Genomic DNA, 20872 nt, shown 5'->3' with positions numbered 1-20872 from the left:
ATGCTTAATGCTTAATGCTTAATGCTTAATCTTTAGTGCTCTAAGGCTTTAAGGTTTTAAGGATTAATGCCTGTAGTTCATAGCGGGATTGTGATGTTGTTAGACGTTTGGTTTGTTGCACTGCTTTTTTTGTATGGTGTTACAAGGCTCTGTAAAGGTTGAACAAGTAATTTTTTTACAGGCAGCGACAAGGAAGGCAAGGAAAACGATTGCGCACATTTGCGCCGCCTCTGGAGCGGTATAAGCCGCAGAGGCAGAGGGAGGGTATCCGATTACGATGGAAAAAAGCATGCAGACTGTTGAATTGAAGTCGATGTTCATCAACGGAGAATGGACGCAAGCACAAGGCGGCGGTATGCTCCGTGTCGTTAATCCAGCAACTGGAGAAGAGGTAGGGACGGTAAGCTATGGTGATCATTTGGACGCAAGAGCGGCCATCGATGCGGCTCATCAGGCATTCCCAGGCTGGTCTCGCTTGACCGCCCGTGAGCGTTCAAAATATTTGTACCAACTATATGAATTGGTGCGCAGCCATCGTGATGAACTGGCGGGCATCATCTCGGCGGAGATGGGTAAGCCGCTGCGTGAGGCCAAAGGCGAGGTGCTGGGGGCTGCCGACAACTTCATGTGGTATGCAGAGGAAGCGAAGCGGGTGTATGGCGAGACGGTTCCATCCTCTGTGCCGAACAAGCGGATTATGGTCAGCCGCCACCCGGTCGGCGTCGTCGGAGCGATCACACCATGGAACTTCCCGGTTAATATGGTCGCGCGGAAGATTGCGCCCGCGCTCGCCGCAGGGTGCACGGTCGTTTTGAAGCCAGCCGAGAGCACGCCGCTAAGCGCAATTAAGTTATTCGAGCTGATCGCACAAGCCGGTTTCCCAGCCGGTGTCGCTAATCTGGTCATCGGCCAGCCGGAGACAGTGGGCCAGGAGCTGCTCGACAATCCAAAGGTTCGCAAAATTGCCTTCACCGGCTCGACGCACGTCGGCAAGCTGTTGATGGAAGGGGCGGCCAAGCATGTGAAGCGGGTCAGTCTGGAATTGGGCGGCCATGCGCCGTTTATTGTGTTCGAGGATGCCGACTTGGATGCGGCGGTTGCGGGGCTGTTCGAGAGCAAGTTCCGCAATTCAGGACAAATGTGCATCTGTACGAATCGCCTGTATGTGCACGAGTCTGTGGCAGAGGCATTCAGCACCAAGCTGATCGAACGGCTGAGCAAGGCGAAGGTTGGCGACGGACGCAGCAAAGAGACCGAAATTGGCCCGCTCGTTAACCAACGGGCGCTTGATAAAGTGCTGCGCCATATTCAGGATGCACAGGACAAAGGCGGGAAAGTTGTTTTCGGCGGCAAGCGCTTGATGGAGGGGGAATACGGCAAAGGCTTCTATTGCGAGCCGACCGTCATTACGGGCGTAACTAAGGAAATGGAGATTGCTGCCGAGGAAACATTCGGCCCAGTTGTGCCGATGATGACCTTCACGGATGAAACGGATGTTATCCAAATGGCGAACGACACATCATATGGCTTGGCTGCCTATGCCTATACGCGTGACAGCAGCCGCTGTTTCCGTCTGGCGGAGGCTTTGGAATACGGCATCGTAGGTATTAATGATGGTTCACCAACACAGACTCAGGCGCCATTCGGAGGCTGGAAGGAAAGCGGACTTGGCCTGGAGGGCGGACGCTACGGAATGGATGCATTTTTGGAAACGAAATTTGTTTCGTTCGGGTTGTAATCATCGTTTTGATAGATGTAATGAATGAATATTGAGAGATAAGGGAGGATTTATTCATGGTCAAATTAATCGCGATCTACCGCAAGCCTGAGGATGTCGAGGCGTTCAACGAGCATTATTTTAATACCCATTCTCCATTGGCAGCAAAAATGCCTGGACTCGTGAAGATGGAGGTGGGAACGATTTATGGAACGCCAATGGGGGATAGCGATTTGCACCTGATTTGCGAGATGTATTTTGAATCGAAAGAGGCCTTGAAGGCAGCCCTGTCATCCGCTGAGGGCAAGGCGTCCGGCAAGGATTTGATGGGGTTTGCCGGCAAATTGGTATCCATGCATATGGCGGAGGTTCATGAGTGAGCAAGCCGACGCATCGCAACCGGTTTAATGATTTGCTTGGAATCGAGATCGTTCGGCTGGATGAAGATGGATGTGTTATGCAATTGCATACCCACCCTGATCTTCATAACAGCATCGAAGGCTTCGTGCATGGCGGCGTGACGAACACGTTGGCTGACGCTGCCATGGGCCATGCGGCTGCACCCCCGATTGACGGGGTGCAGCAGTGTGTAACCGTGGAGAGCAAGATCAATTATTTGTCTCCGGCCATCGGCGAACTTCTTGTTGCGGAGTCTCGGGTGCTGAAGCGCGGGCGCAATTTAATTGTGATGGACGCGCGCATTACCTGCGATGGGAAGCTTGTCGCTGTCGCTTTGGGGACATACGCGCGCGTCAGTCCTAATCGAGGGGAACAAGGCACGGAATTGCCGTCCACGAAGCAGGAATAAGGCGATGGAGTAGGTTGTCGAGCAGACGGATCAGCGGAAAAGAGGGGGCTGAACGAATCGATGGAGATGCAGGAGCAGAGATTGAGCAAGGCGTCGGTGCAAAGTGAGGTACCGGTGCAGGATCAAGAACAGGGTCTGAATCAGCAAAATCTGAATCAGGGACATGAACAGGTGCAAGACCAGGTACAAGTTCAAGGTACGCTTCAGGAGCAAGAGACGGTACAGTCAGTGAAGCTGGATCGCCACGATCATGTTGCCGTCATTACGCTGAATCGGCCTGCCGACTTAAATGCCCTCAATTATGAAACGCTGGTGCGCCTGGGAGAAATCGTCGCGGAAATCCGGGAGGATCGTCATCAGATTCGTGTCGTTATCGTGACGGGCGCGGGCCGAGCCTTCAGCGCAGGGGCTGATCTAAAGGAACGGCGCACGCTGAATGAACAACAGGTGAGACGCAACGTGCGTGCGATCCGGGATGTGTTCACCGCCATGGAGGAGCTTCCGCAGCCGACGATTGCAGCAGTGAACGGATATGCGTTCGGCGGCGGTTTCGAATTAATGCTGGCCTGCGATTTGCGCTTAGCTGTTCGGGATGCCCGTATGGGACTTACCGAGGTGAGTCTGGGCATCATTCCCGGTGCAGGTGGAACGCAGCGGCTGCCGCGGCTTATCGGGCCAGCGCGGGCGAAGGAGCTCATCCTGACTGCGCGGAAAATGAACGCCCAAGATGCGCTGCAATACGGATTGCTGAACGGAATAGCCGATGACGCAGAGCAGCTCCACACAATGACGCTTGATTTGGCGAATGAGATTGCATCTAATGCGCCGCTCGCGGTCTATCAGGCCAAATACGCCATAAACTGGGGCAGCCATGTTGGTTTGTACTCCGGACTAGAGGTTGAGGCACAAGCCTATGAGATGATTATCCCGACGAAGGATCGGGCAGAGGCATTAGAAGCCTTTGCGGACAAACGAAAGCCTGTCTTCCGTGGGGTGTAGGAGGGTAGCGCGTGATATTCAATGTCGAAATGGAAACGATGCCGCATGAACGGATGCGGGTGCTCCAACTGGAGAGACTCCGCCACGCCGTCAAGCGGGCATATGACCGAGTACCTTTTCATCGTGCTGCGTTAGATCGGGCGGGCCTTGATCCGGAGGACATTCGCAGTTTGGAGTATATCCGCCGCCTGCCGTTCATGAAGAAATCCGATCTGCGCGATTATTATCCGTTCGGATTGTTCGCGACCGAGATGAGCGAAGTTGTACGTATCCATGGTTCATCCGGCACGAGAGGCAAGCCGATCGTTGTGGGGTACACGAAGCAGGATATTGAAGCTTGGGCTGAAATTGTTGCGCGCGCCATTTGCTGCGCAGGTGGTCGGCCCGGGGATATTTTTCACAACGCGTATGGGTATGGCTTGTTCACAGGAGGATTGGGCCTGCATTATGGCATCGAGTGTCTGGGCGCGGTCGCTGTACCTGTGTCAGGAGGGAATACACCGCGCCAGATTACGCTTATTCAGGATTTCAAGCCGCGCGGCTTGTCAGGTACACCGTCCTATATTTTGAATCTGGTGGAGGAAATGCGCAAGCAGGGCATTGATACGCGGGCAACGAGCATCGAGTACGGCATTTTTGGCGCGGAGCCTTGGTCGGAGGAAATGCGCCGCCATCTAGAGGATGCTCTTGGAATTAAGGCGATTGATATTTATGGATTGAGTGAGGTGCTTGGGCCAGGTATCGCTATCGAGTGCCAGGAAGCGCAGGATGGTCTGCATATTGCCGAAGATCATTTTCTGGCGGAGGTGGTCGATCGCGAGACGGGTGAACCGCTGCCGTACGGGCAGGAAGGCGAGCTGGTGTTTACTTCACTGACCAAGGAAGCATTCCCAGTCATCCGCTACAGGACGGGCGATATTGCGTCGCTTCACCCGGGTACCTGCAAATGTGGCCGCACGACGATGCGGATGTCCCGGATTAAAGGAAGAGTAGATGACATGCTGATTATACGCGGCGTCAACGTTTACCCAACCGAGCTTGAGGCTGTGCTGCTTAACTTCTCCCAACTTGCGCCCCATTATCAAGTCGTCATTGAGCGGGACAATGCACTTGACCGCTTCGAGATTCATTGCGAGATTACGCCGGAATTCTGGAGTCGGGTAGGCAGCGTTCTGGAAAGCCAGGAGGTTGCCGAACTGGTAAAGGAGATCGGCAAGGCGATCAAATGCTCGCTCGGTGTCTCTGTTTTACTGCATGTGAATGAGCCGGATTCGATTGCGCGCAGCGAGGGAAAAGCAGTACGCGTTGTCGATAACCGCAAGCGAGCGGCAGACGTTGAAGAAAGTGAAGGAGTGGGGGCGGGATGACGAAGATGGGCAGTAGTAATGTGACCGTGTCGGTGGACGGTGCTGTAGGTGTGCTTACCCTGAATCGGCCAGACGTGTTGAATGCTTTGAATCGCGAGCTGATGCAGGAGCTTGTGGCTGAACTGGAACGAATGGATCGGGACGATGCTGTGAAGGTGCTTGTTATTACAGGGAATGATAAGGCCTTCGCCGCAGGAGCGGATATTAGGGAAATGGCGGATGAATCCGCTGTTTCGCTGCTGTTGAAGCGACAGTTCGATGTCTGGGATCGCATCGGCGGCATCACTAAACCGATCATCGCCGCTGTGAGCGGATATGTGCTCGGCGGAGGCTGTGAGCTGATGATGAACTGTGATCTTATTGTTGCCTCGGATACGGCGCGCTTCGGGCAGCCGGAAATTCGCATTGGTGTTATGCCCGGTGCTGGAGGAACGCAGCGGTTGACCAGGGCAGTGGGGCAGCGCAAGGCGATGGAACTGCTGCTGACCGGGGATACGATGCTCGCGGAAGAGGCTCTTCGCTGTGGTCTAATTAACAAGGTAGCTCCAGTTGAGCTTTATTTGGAGGAAGCGCTGAAGCTTGCGCGGCGCATTGCCGACCAGCCGCCTCTGGCTGTTTCCCTTATTAAGCAGGCCGTTCGCAAGGCGCAGGATCTTTCACTGGCCGAAGGTCTTGATTTTGAGCGGCAATGTTTCCATCTGTTGTTCGCGAGCGAGGATCAGAAGGAAGGCATGCTTGCTTTTCAAGAGAAGCGAAGTCCCCAATTCAAGGGCAGATAGGAGGAATCATGGCTGTGTATGAGACGATTCTGTACGAAGTATCAGCAGGCGTAGCCCGGATCACGATGAATCGGCCGGATAAGTACAACGCCTTCACCGGGAAGATGATCGCCGAGATAATTGATGCGTTCCGTCAAGCAGGCAAAGATGCTGCGGCGCGCTGTATTGTCCTGACCGGAGCGGGCAAAGCATTCAACGCAGGGCAGGATCTGGGCGATGTGCCAGGTGCCGGCGGTGTGGTCGGGCAGGACGGAGCTGCAAACCACGGCGACATGCTGCGTTCGCGCTACAATCCGCTCATTTTGCAAATTCGCAACACGGAGCTGCCGGTTATCGCGGCTGTGAACGGCGTAGCGGCAGGAGCAGGGATGAGCCTCGCCCTTGCTTGTGATATGCGTGTGATGTCTGAGCGGGCTTATTTTGTCAGTGCATTCATTAATATAGGGCTTGTTCCCGATTCAGGGGGATGCTACTTCCTGCCGCGTCTTGTCGGCTTGGCCAAGGCGATAGAAATTGCCACGATTCGGGATCGCGTTACGGCGAAGGAGGCGCATCGGATTGGCTTGGTTAATCGCGTATGCTCTGCCGAACGGCTGGACGAGGAAGCAGCTGAGCTTGCAGCCAAGCTAGCTCAGCTTCCGACGCGGGCGATCTGGTTGATGAAGCAGACAATGAACCGGGGACTGGAAAAGGGGCTGGCGGAGACACTGGAGCAGGAGGCATATGCCCAGGAGATCGCCGGACGCACGCAGGATCACCGGGAAGGCATGCAGGCTTTTCTAGAGAAGCGGCCGCCTATGTTCAAGGGGGTATAGCCGATGGAAGACTATGTTTCCGGAGGAAGCCCCGGCACGGTCGGTATTATTGGTGCTGGCACAATGGGAGCGGGGATTGCGCTCGTATGCGCTCGGCGGGGTCGCCGTGTTCGATTGCAGGATATTAAGCCAGAGGTGCTGGAGGCTGCGCAGGCCTATATCGGTTCGGTTCTGTCGAAGGATGTTGCGAAGGGGAAAATCTCGGCGGAAGAGAAACGGTCGACACATAATCTTATTGAGTTAGTGCAGGACATGGCAGCATTAAGCTCATGCTCGATCGTCATCGAGGCGATCCCCGAGAATCTGGAGTTGAAGCGCTCTGTGTTCGCCCGCTTAACAGAGCTTTGCAGCAGTGATGTGCTGCTGCTGAGCAATACGTCCTCCCTTTCCATTACGGAACTTGCAGCAGGCTTGCCTCATCCGGAGCGCATCATAGGCTTTCATTTCTTCAACCCTGCGCCGGTTATGCCGCTTGTGGAAATCATCCGCGGCCACAAGTCGGCAGATGCCTGCGTCGCTGCCGCCCGCAGGTTTGCGGAGGAGCTGGGCAAGGTGCCTGTGTTGGCGGAGGACTCGCCCGGATTTATCGTCAACCGCGTCGCCCGACCTTATTATAATGAAGCGCTGCGCATCATAAGCGACCGGGTGGCTAAACCGGAGCAGATTGATCGCATTATGAAGCAGGCTGGCGGTTTCAAAATGGGGCCGTTCGAGCTGCAGGATCTAATTGGTCTCGACGTGAATCTGGCGACAACGGAATCGGTCTATACCCGGTTCAATCATGAGAGCCGCTTCAAGCCGAGCCGGATACAGCAGCGCATGGTGCAGGCAGGAAGCTTAGGCAGGAAGACAGGAGAGGGGTTTTATTCATATGACCAATAACGCGATCCTGTTGGATGGAAACGGCCCGCTGCGCGAAGGCCTTCATGTGCTGCTAGAACGAAGCGGATATCAGATTATTTCCTTGGCAGAGTCGGAGGAGTGCAGGGATGCCCTCTCCTCGGTTCGATACGGTATGGAAGTAACCAATGATGATGTGGTTGAAAAACAGGCGAATATCGTGAAAATGGATCGGCTATTGCCGCCGGAAATACCAATCGCGGCTACCTCGTTAGCTCTCTCTGCCACTGAGATCGCATCCTGGGCATCTCAACCGAAGCGAATATGCGGCTTCGGAACGCTCGCACCCCTGGAAGAACGCGAGTTGATTGAAGTGGCTCCTGCCTTGCAGACATCAAAGGAAACCCTTCATAGTGTGGAGGAGCTGTTCCTCTCTTTGGGTAAACAGGTAGACATTGTGCAGGATGAGGCGGGACTTGTCTTCCCGCGCATTCTCGCCTTAATCGTAAATGAAGCCGCCTTCGCTCTAATGGAAGGGACAGCTTCCGCTACGGATATCGATACGGCTATGAAGCTGGGAACCGGTTATCCGTACGGTCCACTTGAATGGGCAGACAGAATCGGGCTGGATGATGTGCTGGCGGTTCTGAGCGGTCTCCACCGCGATCTGGGTGAAGAACGGTATCGCCCAGCTCCGCTTCTGCGCAAGCTCGTGTTGGCAGGCCGGTTTGGCTCCCGCAGCGGCCAAGGCTTCTATTCCTATGATATTGGGGGGGAACAAGATGGCAACACCCGTAATTATTGATGCGATACGTACGCCGATCGGACGCTACGGCGGAGCGCTCAAGGATGTGCGCGCCGATGATCTGGGCGCGATCGTTATTCGCAGCCTGTTGGAGCGGAATCCGGTCGCCCCTGATCGGGTAGACGGCGTTATTGTCGGCTGTGCGAATCAGGCGGGAGAGGACTGCCGCAATGTGGCGCGCATGTCGCTGCTGCTGGCTGGAATGCCGGTCGAGGTGCCGGGCGTGACGGTAAATCGCCTATGTGGATCTGGTATGGAGGCCGTTCAGCAAAGCGCCTATGCCATTATGGCAGGGGCGGGACATATGTATATTGCCGCCGGGACGGAGAGCATGACGCGGGCACCTTATGTGATGATGAAGCCGGAGGCCGCTTTTCAGCGTGGGCACCAGCAGATCTTCGACACGACTTTGGGCTGGAGGATGACCAATGACAAGCTGGCCACTCTCTATCCTCCCATCAGTCTAGGGGAGACGGCGGAGAATGTGGCGGAGCAATACGGCGTAAGCCGGGAGGCGCAGGATGAGTTTGCGCTCTCCAGCCAATGGAAGTATGCTGAAGCCCAAGCAGCGGGGAAGTTTGCAGCCGAGCTTGTTCCGGTGGAGGTCACCGGGCGCAAGGGCCAGATCATGAAGATCGAGCAGGATGAACATCCTCGTCCTGAGACGACGCTGGAGCAGTTGCAGAAGTTGAAGCCGGCCTTCAAGCAAGGGGGAACTGTGACGGCCGGGAACTCGTCGGGACTGAACGACGGGGCAGCGGCGCTGCTCATTATGGAACAGGAGGCCGCCCATTCGCTCGGACTTCGCCCACGCGCCCGCGTGGTTGCTGCTGCATCTGCTGGCGTCGATCCGTCCGTGATGGGAATCGGCCCCGTGCCGGCCGCGCGCAAAGCGCTTCAGCAGGCTGGACTGAGTATCGGGGACATTGATCTGTTTGAGCTGAATGAAGCATTTGCTGCACAGGCAATTGCCAGCATGCGGGAGTTGAATATCGACCCGGTACGGGTCAATGTGAACGGCGGGGCGATTGCAATTGGTCATCCGCTTGGGTGTAGCGGAGCTCGGATACTAACGACACTGCTCAATGAGATGGAGCGCCGAGAGGTACGTTTTGGCTTGGCTGCGATGTGCATCGGCGTCGGTCAAGGCATCGCCACGATAATTGAGCGAATATGACCAGGCCGGCAGCTTGAATGGGCATGGTTGATTTTTTTGGCAAGGAGGAATCGACGTGAAGCCAGGATTGGTTCCGGGCGCTGAATTATCTTTTGCTGTGACTGTTACACCGGATATGCATCCTGCTTTTGACGGCACGACCATTCACGAAGTGATGTCTACCGTCACCATGATTTACTATATGGAGAAGGCAGGTCGAGAGATGATCGTTCCTTTTTTGGACGAAGAGGAAGAAGCTTCGGGGCTCGCTCTCGATATCAAGCATATAGGGCCTGCGGTCGCCGGACAGGAGGTAACGTTTCGAGCTGTATGTATCGAGGTGGGAGCGAAGCGCATGGTGTGCGAGGTGACGGCAGAGACGCGAATCAATCTAGTCGGGAAAGGAACGTTTACGCAGGCGGTTTTCTATAAGAATACGATGGCAGAGCGGCTCACGGCTTTGCGCCGCAAGGCGGAAGAAGAGCAGAAGCTATCTTGACAAGCTGAGCGGTGGTTCCTCCACTCCGACATGCCCTCCATTTTGCTTGAGCTATGGAGAATCAAGTGATACAATTTGACGAGATACAACATTTGGAAATCACGTGATTGACTAGGAGTGGTGAACATGAGGCCGCAATCGATGCTGTTTACCATATACGGCGAGTATGTACGTCATTATGGTAGCGAAATCTGGGTTGGGAGCCTGACCGCCCTGATGGGGGAATTCGGTTTGACCGAACAGGCCGTACGGGCCGCTATCTCGCGCATGCTGCGCCAAGGGTGGCTGGAATCGCGCAAGGTGGGAAATCGCAGCTATTATTCAATGTCCCCGCGCGGCAAGCGGCGCTTGGATGAGGCGGCGGCCCGCATTTATAAGCAAGAGACAGATGTGTGGGACGGCAAATGGTGCATTGCGAGCTACAACATTCCCGAAAAGGATCGGGGCATACGGGATCAATTGCGCAAGGAACTGGCATGGCTCGGCTTTGGCATGTTGACGACGAGCACCTGGATCAGTCCTAACGATCTGACCGACAAGGTGAGGGACATCGTGGAATCACGCGGGATATCCGGATATGTGGAAATTTTTAAGGCAGATCATCTCGCTTGGAGCAAATCTAGACAGTTGGTGCAGAAGTGCTGGAACATCGATGAGATTAATGCGGCTTATGCTGAATTTATTGAGGTATACCGCCCAAGTTATGAAAAATTGCTCACGATGATGCAGCAGGGGGATACCATACCTGACGGCTACTGCTTCGTAGAGAAGAGCAAACTGGTTCACTGGTACCGGAAGTTTTTATTCATTGATCCGGACTTCCCTGAAGAGCTGTTGCCAGATGTGTGGTTAGGCAAGGAAGCGGATCAATTGTTCCACAACTACTATGATTTGCTTCATACAGGGGCCAGTCGTTTTTTTGAACAAGTATATGAACCTTCTCCTGATGCGCTTCCGCTTCGCAATATCGAGCATGCATAACACTTTTGGAACATTGGCATAGGTACATATCTCGGGAAAATGAATCTCTATGATTTTTGATTTATAAGGGCTCTTTGCAGCCTTTTTGCTTCCGTGCTTTAACGTAGGGTCGTATTACCGTTGTTTTTAATGGAAGCTTGTGCGAGTCATAAGACATGGAGTGAACAGCATTTCGATGATTCCAATGGTGCGTTTTGCGGTTTATCACGTGTCACCTCATGTATGAATACTTGTCCTCATTCTGTATGCTTGTGTAAAAAGTTCTGATGATAGCTCTCTTGTTTGTGGAATCATTTGGTTGAATCCGAATTTAGTTACTAGGGAAACGTACAAATGTCCTTCATTTCAATTGCACATAAAGATAAGCGCTTTGCTTCTGTAATTTGTGCCAAATTGCAAAATAGGCAGCTAGGACATATAGGGAATTGCGAGGAATGAGTGTGTTATCACTAAGTGAGATAGCGGTGTGCGCCAATATATCGAACGGCGTGGCCGCTTTTCATTTGCAGATGGAAAAAAGGAAGCTTGACAATTCAAACTGGTTGTAACTATAATGGTTACACGAAAGGGTGAGCAGCATGAAGATAAGCAGCCGCTTTAGTGTAGCCGTCCACATTCTATCCTTGCTGGCGCTTGAACCGAACGCCCATCATACGTCGGAGTGGATGGCGGGCAGCGTCAACACGAATCCTGTTGTTATCCGGCGGGTAACGTCTCAATTGAAGAAGGCTGGGCTCGTCGATGTACGACCTGGAACTGGTGGGGCAACGTTAAGCAAGCCGGCAGGCGATATTACGCTTCTTGATGTATATCGTGCTGTAGAGGCTGTTGAAGAGGGAGAGTTGTTCGGGTTCCATGATCATCCGAATCCGAAGTGTCCAATCGGAGCCAATATAGAATCGGTGTTACAACTAGTTATGCTGCGTGCGCAATCTGCCATGGAGCAGGTGCTGGCAGAAATGACCTTGGATCATCTGGCAGTTGACCTGAAGGATCGAATGGAAGAGAATGAGTAAATCGTTCTAGGATGCAGGCGGTTATCAATTCGAATTAGAAATACTCCAGTGACTAATGGAGTTTTTCGCGGTCTAGTTGTAACTGTCTTTATTACATTAAAGTTTTATTGTGGTTGTGAGCGTGCACTGCTTACTTGAAGGTACTTACTTGAAGGCAATAACGAATATTGAATATAGAAGGGAAGATCGATGATTATGAAAATTGCAGTATATGGTGCTACAGGTACAATTGGACAACGTATTGTGAACGAGGCTTTGACTAGAGGACATGAGGTAACGGCAGTTGTTCGTGATGCTTCACGTGTTGCACAGTCGCATGCGAACCTGACAGTGGTAACCGGAGATATTCTGAATTCTGCAAGTGTTGCGGAGCGTACAGCAGGCCATGATGTTGTGATTAGTTCCATCGGTCCTAAGATGGGTGAAGAATCTTCGCTTGTCGAAGCTACTCGCGCCTTGATTAACGGGGTGAAACAGGCAGGAGTTGAGCGCTTGATTTCCGTTGGAGGAGCGGGCAGTCTTGAAGTGGCTCCAGGCGTTCAAGTGGTAGATACTCCGGACTTCCCAGATGCATGGAAGCCAATTGCACTCGCACACCGTGATGCGCTTGATGTATATCGTCATGAATCCACATTGGCATGGACGAATGTAAGTCCTGCTGCCTTGATCGAGCCAGGAGAGCGTACTGGACAATATCGTACTGGTACTGACCAATTGGTTGTAGACGCAGAAGGCAACAGCCGCATCTCAGCAGAAGATTTCTCCGTGGCCATCTTGGATGAAGTGGAGAACCCGCAATTTACAGGCCGTCGCTTCACAGCAGCTTATTAATCGTTGCGATTTACAATTCAAACATTATGAATGGATGCCTAGCTGCGGCTAGGCTCCAGCATACAGCAATGTTGAACATTAAAGGAGAATCGAGATGCCAAAATCAATCTTTCTTAGTCACGGTTCGCCGATGATTGCCATATTGGATAATGAATATACTCGTTTTCTAACTGAGCTCGGAGCAAGCATGCAGCCGAAGGCGATTGTTCTGTTCAGTGCCCATTGGGAAACCGAAGAGACTACAATATCGTTCCAAACTGGAACGTATGAGACGATCTATGATTTCTATGGTTTTCCAGAAGAACTGTTTCAGGTGAAGTATCCGGCTACAGGTTCCATCGAAATTGCCACTGAAGTAGAACGCTGCTTGTCCGCACGTGGGATTGCCGTAAACCGTGATGAATCTCGTGGTCTAGATCATGGTTCATGGTCGTTGTTGAAGCATTTGTACCCGAATGCGAATATTCCGGTTGTACAAATCTCGGTAAACCCATTCCTTCCTGCAGAGCAGCAGCTGCTAATCGGCGAGGCGCTAAGTGAGTTGGATGAGGATATTCTTCTCATAGGCAGCGGAGCGACCGTGCATAATTTGCGGATGTTGAAGTGGGAGCAGACAGAGCCGGAAGCTTGGGCCATTCAGTTCGATGACTGGCTCATTGAGAAGCTGGAGAAGAAGCAATGGAGTGAGCTGGCAGCTTATCGGGATCATGCTCCCCATGCTGCATTAGCAGTACCGCGGGCAGAACATTTTGTCCCATTCTTCATTGCGCTTGGAAGTGCAGGAGCTGCCTATGATCCGAAGGTCATTCATCGCAGCTATGAGATGGGGACACTCAGCTATATGTGCATGTCCTTTACGTAATGCTTCTGCAATCAAAAGAGAGCTATCCTTCACAGGATTACTGTGATTGGGATAGCTCTCTTCTTGCTATGCAGCACTTGCGAGGTAGGACTGGTTACCAGTTATAATCTAAGATAGCCTAAGGTAACCAAAGACAACCAGATGAGCAAAGTTACCTACAGTTGTGTTATCCAATTGTGTTATCCTTCAACATGTTGCTTACCAGATCCGCCTGAGGAATTAGAATTATTGTTGTTGCCCCAGCTTGATCCCCCTGATGAGTTGCTGCTCGTATTGCGATTAGCTGCTTGCCGTGCGGCAGCTTCCTCTTGCTGTCGTTCTTGTCTTATGATCGATTCATAAGCTTGCTCCATTGCTGTAAGGATGCCTGATAAGGCAGCTGCCTTGCGTGCGGCCTCGTCATAAGCGCCATTATGCATTAACCGATCAACGTCAGTGCTAATGGATGAGAACTGTGAGCCATATTGGTGAACATTCAGCCTGCTGCCATATTTGGCGCTGGATGAACGATATCGCTGCTCCATTCTAGCTAGTTCCTGTTCCACATTTTGTTTCTGAATCGCGGCTCGTTCGATTGCACTCAAGAATTGATTGGCTTCATTCAAGAACCGTGTTCCCGTATCTGTAAGTAAATCCATATCATACGGCTGCTGTGCCAGGAGCTGGCGTATGCTGGATTGCATGGCTGCCAAGCTCTTCTCCTGCTGCTGCCAATTGGAGTAGATACGATGGCGATCGATCATATGCAAGCCTTGAGCGAAGCTGTCTTCAGCAGATGCTTGCATCTGCTTCGCTTCCTCCAACTTGCGATCGAGCTTGTGGATTAAGTCGTTGTACTGTTCAGCCGCTTGATCAAGCTTCTGAAGGAGTGCAAGGATGTGATCGAGTTCGCTTCTTGCTTGTTCATATTCCTGCACGTCCTCATCGCACCATTGAGTCACTCGACGAAGTGCGGATTGTACTGTATCTACAGCCTGAAGCTCCTCACGATACTGCCTCCAAGCCTGTTCCCAGTGCTTGCCTCGATATTGCGTCTGTGCACGTGCAGTCAATGCAGACAGTTCCCTATCCTGGGCTGCATATTGGGACAGCTTCGTTTCAATGGATTGGATATCGCGAGCGTTCTTCAACTTCAAGTCCGCTAGACGCTGCGTGATCTGGACAGCTTCAGCGAGCAGTAGGCTTGCGCGCTCGGCATGCTGTGCCGTGGCAGGAATATCTCCAAGCTTCAGGCGATCAAGCATCTGCTCATTACTCTGCTGTGCTTCTTCAATCTTGCCGTATGGATCGATACGCACGAGCTTCAAGCGATGCTCCTCGACAATCTGGGAGACGGAATTTCTAGACTGATTCATCTGCTCGGGAAAGCGCTGATACTGTTCTGCGTACTTAGATACCGATTGCTGATCCTGTTCCAATCGTTGAATTTCTTCATTCACATGAATCACTCGCTGCTCGGATTGAATCGGATCGAATACTTCCAGCTGCTTGCTGCTCAGCAATTCAGCGGATATCGCTTCTTGTCTTCGCAGCAGTTCCTCCAGCGGCCAACCGCGGCTCGCTTGGTCCGCTTGGATGGAAGTAGAAACATGCTCTATCCGCTGTGCAGCATCCGCTATTGTTCGCTTCAAGTTGAGATCGAGCTGTTGAATATGTTCGATTTGAGCGGTTAGCTGCTGCGTCTCTTGTGTCATTGCCTGCAGTTCTGTATTCAGTCGCTTCAGCTCGGAACGAGTGCGTGGTTGAAGGCATTGCTGCCATCCTATGCTAGCTGCATACTGCTTCATTTCATGTAAGCGAATAATGGATTTCTCGGATTTAGCGCCTGCTTCTGTAGCCTGTTGAAGCGTTGCCCCCTGGGACAAATCTCGAATGGTGCGAATGCTCTCCAAGGCATGATTCGTCTGCACCATCAAGCTCGGTATGTCCGTTTGCAGTCGTTTCACCGTTTGCATCATGCGAACGAGATACAGGATGATGAGTGAGAGCAAACCAATTGCAATGACTAGAACAATCCACAGCCATGAGGAACTGGATTGCTGACCATGAGGTTGCCCAACCGGTGTCAGTCCGTTATTCATATTTCCGATGTTTGCTGCCAGTGCATTAGACGCACTCATCAGCTCTGATACTGCCTTCGCAAAATCGCCCTTCTTCGCATAAGGAATAAAGTGTGTATCTATGAATTGTTTCAATGCGGCACTGCCGCTTGCGCGGAAGGCTGCTGCATCCATTTGCTCCTGCAGGGCAGGATTGTTGAAGTTCATCTCAATACGCTGATCTTGTTGCGAAATCAAAATCAGCACCTCATCACTTCCCAGCTTCCATTGTTGATAAATGGCGGTAGCTGCTTGGGAAGGGGAGTCGCCATTCAAGCTGTTCAATGTAACAATATAAAAGGCGAGCGGTCCTTGGGCAGCTTCATGTTCAAGACTGAATCTCGCAGTTGAGGACAGCATGCTGGCTGTATCGAGCACATGACCATCCTTGTCGGGAATATGTATGGCATATGATGTCACCGCAGGCAAGCTGATCAATAAGATCATGAAGATAAGGAAAAGGCGAAGCGGATGTTTCACGTATGAACCTCCTTCTAGGCGTTATTTACTAGCATTCAATCATATGGTATCAGTATACCGGAAATGATGAAGCTTCTGAATTGTTTGTAAAAATATGGTTCCTACTTATGGGTATGTGTCCCTATCCGTCATAAGATCTTCTCTTCTCGAAGGAAAGGAGATAAAGCTGGGGACATTCAAACTTGTTATTGATCCCGGTACATGTAAATTGCTTCTACATGATTACGAATGTGCGGGAAAAGGGACGTGTTGGATTCTTAGCAACCAGTGGATGACTATTACTGTAGTAGGCTATTAGAATGGAACAGGCGGATATGTGCGTAGGGGGAATGGTCAAAATTTCGTCAGCAGCATACACGGATGAACAAATGCCGATCATTCGATCGGCATTTATGCGTTCTACTCATATCGAATAATAAGTTGCGAGTCTAACACGATGTTCCAATTCTTGATTTTGGTCGAGTGGGATTGCTGTCTATTGCGGCCCTGCAGATTCCTTGATCGTGTGAATGCCGGCAATAAAAGCATTGATTAGCAGTTCTAGGCTGACATCGAGGTCGAGGGGAATGCCGAAGCCTCCCTTTTGCTCCAATGATGCGAACCCGTGTAGTAAGCTGCGAAGACCGCGTGCAGCATGAATCGCAGCATCGCCAGTAAGTTCATATGCATGCAGGACTTGAACGACCAGTTCAACAATTTCCGTACTGACTCGCTGCACATCCGCGTTTTGTGGATCAGGGGCTAGGAGTGTTGCATCATAGAGTCCAGGGTGATTGCGGACGAAGGCAACATATGCTTTGCCTATCGAGCGAACAGCCTCATCGCCTGAACGTCCAATAGCTGCGCGTGTCAAGGCGTGGTTTAATTGCTCCAGGCCATGAATAGACAACAAAAGTCGTATTCCCTGCAAACCGTCAACGTGATTATATAGGGACGGGGGGCGTACCTTCAGCTGCTGTGCTAATGTAGCCAGCGTAACTGCTTCGATCCCCTGTTTGTCCGCAATTAGGGTAGCTGCTTCTAGTATCATTGCGGGAGTCAAACCAACTCTTGGTGACATGTTCATTTCTCCTCTGTTGTTAAGTCATTCAGTTCATTCACTCTTCATTCACACTTCGCTATTTGTAAAAATAGCCAATGCCCAATAGACAATTGACCCCATCTAGATATATTATAACTAATATAATTAGCTAACTCAATAACATCATTTGTTTTTTTGGTATGGAATCCTATCAGATGGAGGGAGAGAGCATGGATACGTTCGTCTACGTGTTGCAAATGTGTAATTTAGGATTGCGGTTCGTGTTGGAGCTTTGTACATTGGCAGCTTTTGCGTATTGGGGAATACAGATGGGCAACAGCACTCTAATGAAGATTTTGCTCGGTGGTGGTTCCGTTATCGTGGCGATGTTGATATGGGGGACATTTGGCTCTCCCAAGGCAACGATACCGCTTGAAGGCTGGATCCGAGCGCTGTTCGAGGCCGCTTTTTTTGGTCTGGCTGCATTATCGCTGCACGTGGTAGGAAAGCATGTGTGGGCTGCTATCTTTCTCATTGTTCTGGTGGGAAATTGGTTGTTGATGTATATGTGGAATCAGTGAAACCAGTCATCTAGTAACCGTTACTCAGTGGCACTCAACTCGTGCAGTTGGGTGTTTTTTATTTTATTCACGTGGATCGTAAGTTGAGGAAATAAAGGGAAATATTGTAGTATGATTGGGGCGGGTGTATAATTTTTGTCATATATCAGGAATGTATGGCAGAAGGAGGCATCATGAAAGTAATTGCCGTTCGAATCGACAGCATGATCAGGCTGAACGACTGGCTGCCTTTTCTATCGCCAGAGCGAAGAGAGAGGGTAGGCCGTTTCTATCGAGAGATGGACTCTATTCGTTGTGTGCTAAGTGAGCTCGTTGCCAAGAGCTTAATAATAGAGATGACAGGCTGTTCATCTGATCAAATTGCGATTCAAGCGGATCAGTTCGGCAAGCCTTATATGAGTGGGCCTTACAATCACATTCAATTCAATATCTCGCATTCAGGAACATGGGTTGTCGGCATTGCGAACGATCAGGATCACCCAGTAGGGATTGATATAGAACAGATTGATGAAGATATGGAGCTAGGGAGCTTTGCAAGCATTTTGTCAATCGATGAGAAGCGGGTGCTTGACTCTGTACCAGTAAACGAACGGATGGAGCACTTTATCGAGCTGTGGACCTATAAGGAAAGTTATGTGAAGGCTGATGGCAAAGGGTTATCCATGCCTATTGACTTGTGTTCGTTCACCCCTAGTCTGACTGGCGAAGCTGCATGGCAATTAGCGTCACCTAGCGACATCCCGTATTATTGGAAGTCTTATTCCGTTCATCCTGATTATAAGATGACTGCTTGCTCGGCGTATAAGCGGCTGCCAGAGACCTGTGCCGTTAGTAAAGCCTCAGAATTTTTGCAGCGATATGTAGATCTGCGAGCCCATGCTGCGTCTGCGACCTGACAGATAAGACTATTGCAGTTTGTACGATTGGACGCATTACAAATGATGATTCATGGATGAGGTAATGAGGCTTCGAGGAATTCACAAGTTGAAGTAGCGGTGATCCTAATCAGCGTCATACGGCTAACCCATTACCAATATCATGAAATTATCATGTAATTTCATAAAGGAGATTAATCAAATTGAATAACAAAAGATGGATAACTGCTATGTTGATGATCCCTATTCTACTCGGCCTAAGCGCATGTAAGCAAGGAATATCAAATGTGCTTTCTACGAAAGATATCCCTGTTCATGTAGAGCGATCTTTGGACGCTGGGAATGTATCTCGCATCTCGATTCAGACAAAGAGTTCCAACATCCAATATAAGATTGGAACTAGCGATCAGATTCAAGTTCAATTAAAAGGCACATTCGATGGCAGCGAAGAGGAGAAAGAACAACTCCTGGCCACGGAAATGGATCAAGATCAGCTAGCGATCAAGGTGGGGCCAATAATGGGAAAGTTATATTCCAACATATCTCTATCGCTAGAGGTTGAAGTTCCCGCGAAGGTCTATGAGGAATTGAAGATAGAAGCTTCGAGCGGTAATATTACGACAGGTGAGATTGAAGCTGGCCAATTGTCTGTCGAAGCTTCGTCCGGAAACATATCTGTTGAAGGATATGCGGGGAAGGAATATAAGGTGGAAGCTAGTTCGGGCAACATTGAACTCGGAAGAATGGCGGGAAAAGGCAGTATAGAGGCCTCCTCTGGCAACGTAGATGTGGCTATTTATCCATTCCATGAATCGGTTCGCGTTCATACAAGTTCGGGCAATGCGACCATTCGAGTCCAGCCGGACGCGGTATTCCGAATTGTAGGCGATACGAAGCTGGAACGTGCCGATTTGAAAATTCCGGTAACGCTCGAGCATAAGGAAAGCAAGAGAAATTTCGAGGCAAGTGTCAATCAGGCCACATCGGAGTCGCCTGTTCTGGATGTAACGACTTCGTCTGGGAAAATGATATTGGAAAAAATCAAATAATGTCGGAAAGGGGCCGCTTCAACGCTACGGGGGAAACCCGGCCTCTTTTTCTATCGAAATTTGCGTAGCATGGTTTTTTTTTTCGAAATGCTGGCGGCCTCCCATTCTTCAGTTTCCTTTTTGGAACAAGGAAAGGCTAAACCCTACATATGGACAGATTACGTCCCCATTTACATCCCCTCATAAGTGCTGGGAACGAATTGGTCGTTGCGTCCCCTTTTATCCTCAATTTGCCTTAATCCGCAGGTCGTTTATTGTCGTCATATCCTATAGTTACCGAAATTATTTTTCATGTTGTCACATTCTTAGCCCAGTTGTTCGTTGTACAGAGTGGAAGGGGGAGTAGGGCTTGGATGACGCGGAGTTAAGTCAGATCATCGCAGAGGTTCTGGATGGGAACATAGCAAAATTTGAGATAATTATGGAGAAATACCAAAAACCGATTTTTCTCTATTGTTATCACATGCTCGGCAATTATACCGAAGCGGAGGATAACGCACAGGAAGTATTTTTAAAGACATTTCGCAATTTGCGGAAATATCAGAGTGAGGTCCCCTTTCGAGCCTGGTTGTACAAGATTGCTTATCATCAATGCATTGATATGATCCGCAAGCGGAAGCTGGTGAAATATTTGCCGTTTTTTTACCGGGACGAGAAGGAAAATAAAGATGTCGATTTGCAGATTGAAGCCAACTATTTTGATGAATCCGTTCATCGAGCCTTGTCAAAATTAACGGCCGAAGAGCGGAACTTATTAATTTTACGTTGCGTCGAGGATAAGAGCTACCAGGAGATCGGTTTGATTTTGGGTAAAAGCAGCGCAAGCCTGCGTAAAAAATACGAACGTACGGCTGCAAAATTCCGAGAGCATTATGCTCATGTAAAGGGGCTGGGAGTGTATGAATATGGACAAGGATCGGGATTTGAAAAAATTATTTAATGACCCGCGCATTCCCGAAGCTGACTTGACAGGAAAGGTCATGAGTATTTTGCATGCCGAACCCAAAAAAAAAGAGAGGTTTTTTGTGAAATATAAAGTTTCTTTGACTGTGATTGTAGGGACGATGTTAATGGCTTCCACGGGTTACGCGGCCGTTCAGTATCATTCATTGTCGAATAAGGATGGCGAAGTCGTATATGAGACTAAATCGGCGAAAGAGATGGGACCAGCAGAAACGAAAGATGTACAAGAGCATTTCAAGGCATTTCATGAACTTAAGGAGAAGATGTTAAAGAGCGGTGAAGCTGGACTGTTCTATCTTGTTGCCAATAACCCGGATCATCAAACAAAT

The 20872-nt window shown here is 50.5% G+C and carries 21 protein-coding genes and 1 pseudogene; 20 read left to right on the top strand and 2 right to left on the bottom strand.

Annotated elements, in window-relative coordinates; all coding sequences use genetic code 11:
* Nucleotides 1–277 precede the first annotated feature (277 nt).
* The 15 genes from BBG47_RS24150 (at nt 278) to BBG47_RS24080 (ending at nt 13475) form a co-directional block, all read left to right on the top strand.
* On the top strand, nt 278–1738 hold the full coding sequence (locus BBG47_RS24150) for an NAD-dependent succinate-semialdehyde dehydrogenase (protein WP_083189575.1): 1461 nt from the start codon (nt 278–280) through the stop codon (nt 1736–1738).
* A 56-nt stretch (nt 1739–1794) separates the two neighbouring features.
* Complete coding sequence (locus BBG47_RS24145; protein WP_065293843.1) at nt 1795–2097, top strand: EthD family reductase; 303 nt, start codon at nt 1795–1797, stop codon at nt 2095–2097.
* On the top strand, nt 2094–2525 hold the full coding sequence (locus BBG47_RS24140) for a PaaI family thioesterase (protein ID WP_065293842.1): 432 nt from the start codon (nt 2094–2096) through the stop codon (nt 2523–2525). Before BBG47_RS24145 ends, BBG47_RS24140 begins: the two co-directional genes overlap by 4 nt.
* A 60-nt stretch (nt 2526–2585) precedes the next feature.
* The gene (locus BBG47_RS24135; RefSeq protein ID WP_083189573.1) at nt 2586–3524 is read left to right on the top strand and encodes an enoyl-CoA hydratase-related protein; all 939 of its coding nucleotides are present in this window, start codon (nt 2586–2588) and stop codon (nt 3522–3524) included.
* Between the two features lie 11 nt (nt 3525–3535).
* The gene (locus BBG47_RS24130; RefSeq protein ID WP_065293841.1) at nt 3536–4891 is read left to right on the top strand and encodes a phenylacetate--CoA ligase family protein; all 1356 of its coding nucleotides are present in this window, start codon (nt 3536–3538) and stop codon (nt 4889–4891) included.
* Nucleotides 4888–5670 (top strand): enoyl-CoA hydratase-related protein, encoded by a 783-nt coding sequence (locus BBG47_RS24125; protein WP_217492520.1) that lies wholly within the window; start codon nt 4888–4890, stop codon nt 5668–5670. The genes BBG47_RS24130 and BBG47_RS24125 overlap by 4 nt, the downstream gene beginning before the upstream one ends.
* A 14-nt stretch (nt 5671–5684) precedes the next feature.
* On the top strand, nt 5685–6485 hold the full coding sequence (locus BBG47_RS24120; RefSeq protein WP_065293846.1) for an enoyl-CoA hydratase-related protein: 801 nt from the start codon (nt 5685–5687) through the stop codon (nt 6483–6485).
* Between the two features lie 3 nt (nt 6486–6488).
* Nucleotides 6489–7367, top strand: a complete 879-nt coding sequence (locus BBG47_RS24115) for a 3-hydroxyacyl-CoA dehydrogenase family protein (protein WP_065293840.1) — start codon at nt 6489–6491, stop codon at nt 7365–7367.
* On the top strand, nt 7357–8130 hold the full coding sequence (locus BBG47_RS24110) for a 3-hydroxyacyl-CoA dehydrogenase family protein (RefSeq protein WP_065293839.1): 774 nt from the start codon (nt 7357–7359) through the stop codon (nt 8128–8130). Before BBG47_RS24115 ends, BBG47_RS24110 begins: the two co-directional genes overlap by 11 nt.
* Nucleotides 8108–9307 carry a thiolase family protein gene (locus BBG47_RS24105; RefSeq protein WP_065293838.1) on the top strand — a complete coding sequence of 400 codons (1200 nt, stop codon included), beginning with the start codon at nt 8108–8110 and terminating at the stop codon, nt 9305–9307. The genes BBG47_RS24110 and BBG47_RS24105 overlap by 23 nt, the downstream gene beginning before the upstream one ends.
* Nucleotides 9308–9362: 55 nt before the next feature.
* The gene (locus BBG47_RS24100) at nt 9363–9785 is read left to right on the top strand and encodes a thioesterase family protein (protein WP_065293837.1); all 423 of its coding nucleotides are present in this window, start codon (nt 9363–9365) and stop codon (nt 9783–9785) included.
* A 126-nt stretch (nt 9786–9911) separates the two neighbouring features.
* Nucleotides 9912–10766, top strand: a complete 855-nt coding sequence (gene paaX, locus BBG47_RS24095) for a phenylacetic acid degradation operon negative regulatory protein PaaX (protein ID WP_065293836.1) — start codon at nt 9912–9914, stop codon at nt 10764–10766.
* A gap of 578 nt (nt 10767–11344) precedes the next feature.
* Entirely contained in the window at nt 11345–11782 is a 438-nt protein-coding gene (locus BBG47_RS24090) for an Rrf2 family transcriptional regulator (RefSeq protein ID WP_065293835.1), read from the top strand.
* Nucleotides 11783–11977: 195 nt separating this feature from the next.
* Nucleotides 11978–12613 carry an NAD(P)-dependent oxidoreductase gene (locus BBG47_RS24085; protein WP_065293845.1) on the top strand — a complete coding sequence of 212 codons (636 nt, stop codon included), beginning with the start codon at nt 11978–11980 and terminating at the stop codon, nt 12611–12613.
* Nucleotides 12614–12707: 94 nt separating this feature from the next.
* The gene (locus BBG47_RS24080) at nt 12708–13475 is read left to right on the top strand and encodes a DODA-type extradiol aromatic ring-opening family dioxygenase (RefSeq protein WP_065293834.1); all 768 of its coding nucleotides are present in this window, start codon (nt 12708–12710) and stop codon (nt 13473–13475) included.
* A 179-nt stretch (nt 13476–13654) separates the two neighbouring features.
* On the opposite strand, the gene BBG47_RS24075 is transcribed toward BBG47_RS24080, so the two are convergent.
* A complete protein-coding gene (locus BBG47_RS24075; RefSeq protein WP_065293833.1) occupies nt 13655–16054 on the bottom strand; it encodes a TPM domain-containing protein in 2400 nt (799 codons plus the stop codon).
* 475 nt (nt 16055–16529) lie between these two features.
* Nucleotides 16530–17114 (bottom strand): TetR/AcrR family transcriptional regulator, encoded by a 585-nt coding sequence (locus BBG47_RS24070; RefSeq protein ID WP_065293832.1) that lies wholly within the window; start codon nt 17112–17114, stop codon nt 16530–16532.
* 191 nt (nt 17115–17305) lie between these two features.
* On the opposite strand from BBG47_RS24070, the gene BBG47_RS24065 reads away from it, so the two are divergent.
* The 5 genes and pseudogenes from BBG47_RS24065 to BBG47_RS24045 all read left to right on the top strand — a co-directional run.
* Complete coding sequence (locus BBG47_RS24065) at nt 17306–17656, top strand: YrdB family protein (protein WP_254659910.1); 351 nt, start codon at nt 17306–17308, stop codon at nt 17654–17656.
* 173 nt (nt 17657–17829) lie between these two features.
* Nucleotides 17830–18552 (top strand): 4'-phosphopantetheinyl transferase family protein, encoded by a 723-nt coding sequence (locus BBG47_RS24060; RefSeq protein ID WP_065293831.1) that lies wholly within the window; start codon nt 17830–17832, stop codon nt 18550–18552.
* A 182-nt stretch (nt 18553–18734) separates the two neighbouring features.
* Complete coding sequence (locus tag BBG47_RS24055) at nt 18735–19580, top strand: DUF4097 family beta strand repeat-containing protein (RefSeq protein ID WP_065293830.1); 846 nt, start codon at nt 18735–18737, stop codon at nt 19578–19580.
* Between the two features lie 349 nt (nt 19581–19929).
* The gene (locus BBG47_RS24050) at nt 19930–20520 is read left to right on the top strand and encodes an RNA polymerase sigma factor (protein WP_065293829.1); all 591 of its coding nucleotides are present in this window, start codon (nt 19930–19932) and stop codon (nt 20518–20520) included.
* Nucleotides 20486–20872, top strand: a pseudogene (locus BBG47_RS24045) (DUF4367 domain-containing protein); the annotation flags it as partial. The gene BBG47_RS24050 and the pseudogene BBG47_RS24045, both read left to right, overlap by 35 nt.

The organism is Paenibacillus sp. KS1 (assembly GCF_001680695.1).
Taxonomy (GTDB): domain Bacteria; phylum Bacillota; class Bacilli; order Paenibacillales; family Paenibacillaceae; genus Paenibacillus_B; species Paenibacillus_B suaedae.
The sequence above is the reverse complement of the archived record's forward strand: the minus strand, read 5'-3'. Positions and strand labels throughout refer to the sequence as shown.

Bases quoted from the DNA above. Each gene is read 5' to 3' on its own strand.
- BBG47_RS24150 (WP_083189575.1), top strand. From the start codon at position 278: ATGGAAAAAAGCATGCAGACTGTTGAATTGAAGTCGATGTTCATCAAC.
- BBG47_RS24145 (WP_065293843.1), top strand. From the start codon at position 1,795: ATGGTCAAATTAATCGCGATCTACCGCAAGCCTGAGGATGTCGAGGCG.
- BBG47_RS24135 (WP_083189573.1), top strand. From the start codon at position 2,586: ATGGAGATGCAGGAGCAGAGATTGAGCAAGGCGTCGGTGCAAAGTGAG.
- BBG47_RS24125 (WP_217492520.1), top strand. From the start codon at position 4,888: ATGACGAAGATGGGCAGTAGTAATGTGACCGTGTCGGTGGACGGTGCT.
- BBG47_RS24115 (WP_065293840.1), top strand. From the start codon at position 6,489: ATGGAAGACTATGTTTCCGGAGGAAGCCCCGGCACGGTCGGTATTATT.
- BBG47_RS24110 (WP_065293839.1), top strand. From the start codon at position 7,357: ATGACCAATAACGCGATCCTGTTGGATGGAAACGGCCCGCTGCGCGAA.
- BBG47_RS24105 (WP_065293838.1), top strand. From the start codon at position 8,108: ATGGCAACACCCGTAATTATTGATGCGATACGTACGCCGATCGGACGC.
- paaX (WP_065293836.1), top strand. From the start codon at position 9,912: ATGAGGCCGCAATCGATGCTGTTTACCATATACGGCGAGTATGTACGT.
- BBG47_RS24090 (WP_065293835.1), top strand. From the start codon at position 11,345: ATGAAGATAAGCAGCCGCTTTAGTGTAGCCGTCCACATTCTATCCTTG.
- BBG47_RS24085 (WP_065293845.1), top strand. From the start codon at position 11,978: ATGAAAATTGCAGTATATGGTGCTACAGGTACAATTGGACAACGTATT.
- BBG47_RS24080 (WP_065293834.1), top strand. From the start codon at position 12,708: ATGCCAAAATCAATCTTTCTTAGTCACGGTTCGCCGATGATTGCCATA.
- BBG47_RS24070 (WP_065293832.1), bottom strand. From the start codon at position 17,114: ATGTCACCAAGAGTTGGTTTGACTCCCGCAATGATACTAGAAGCAGCT.
- BBG47_RS24065 (WP_254659910.1), top strand. From the start codon at position 17,306: ATGGATACGTTCGTCTACGTGTTGCAAATGTGTAATTTAGGATTGCGG.
- BBG47_RS24060 (WP_065293831.1), top strand. From the start codon at position 17,830: ATGAAAGTAATTGCCGTTCGAATCGACAGCATGATCAGGCTGAACGAC.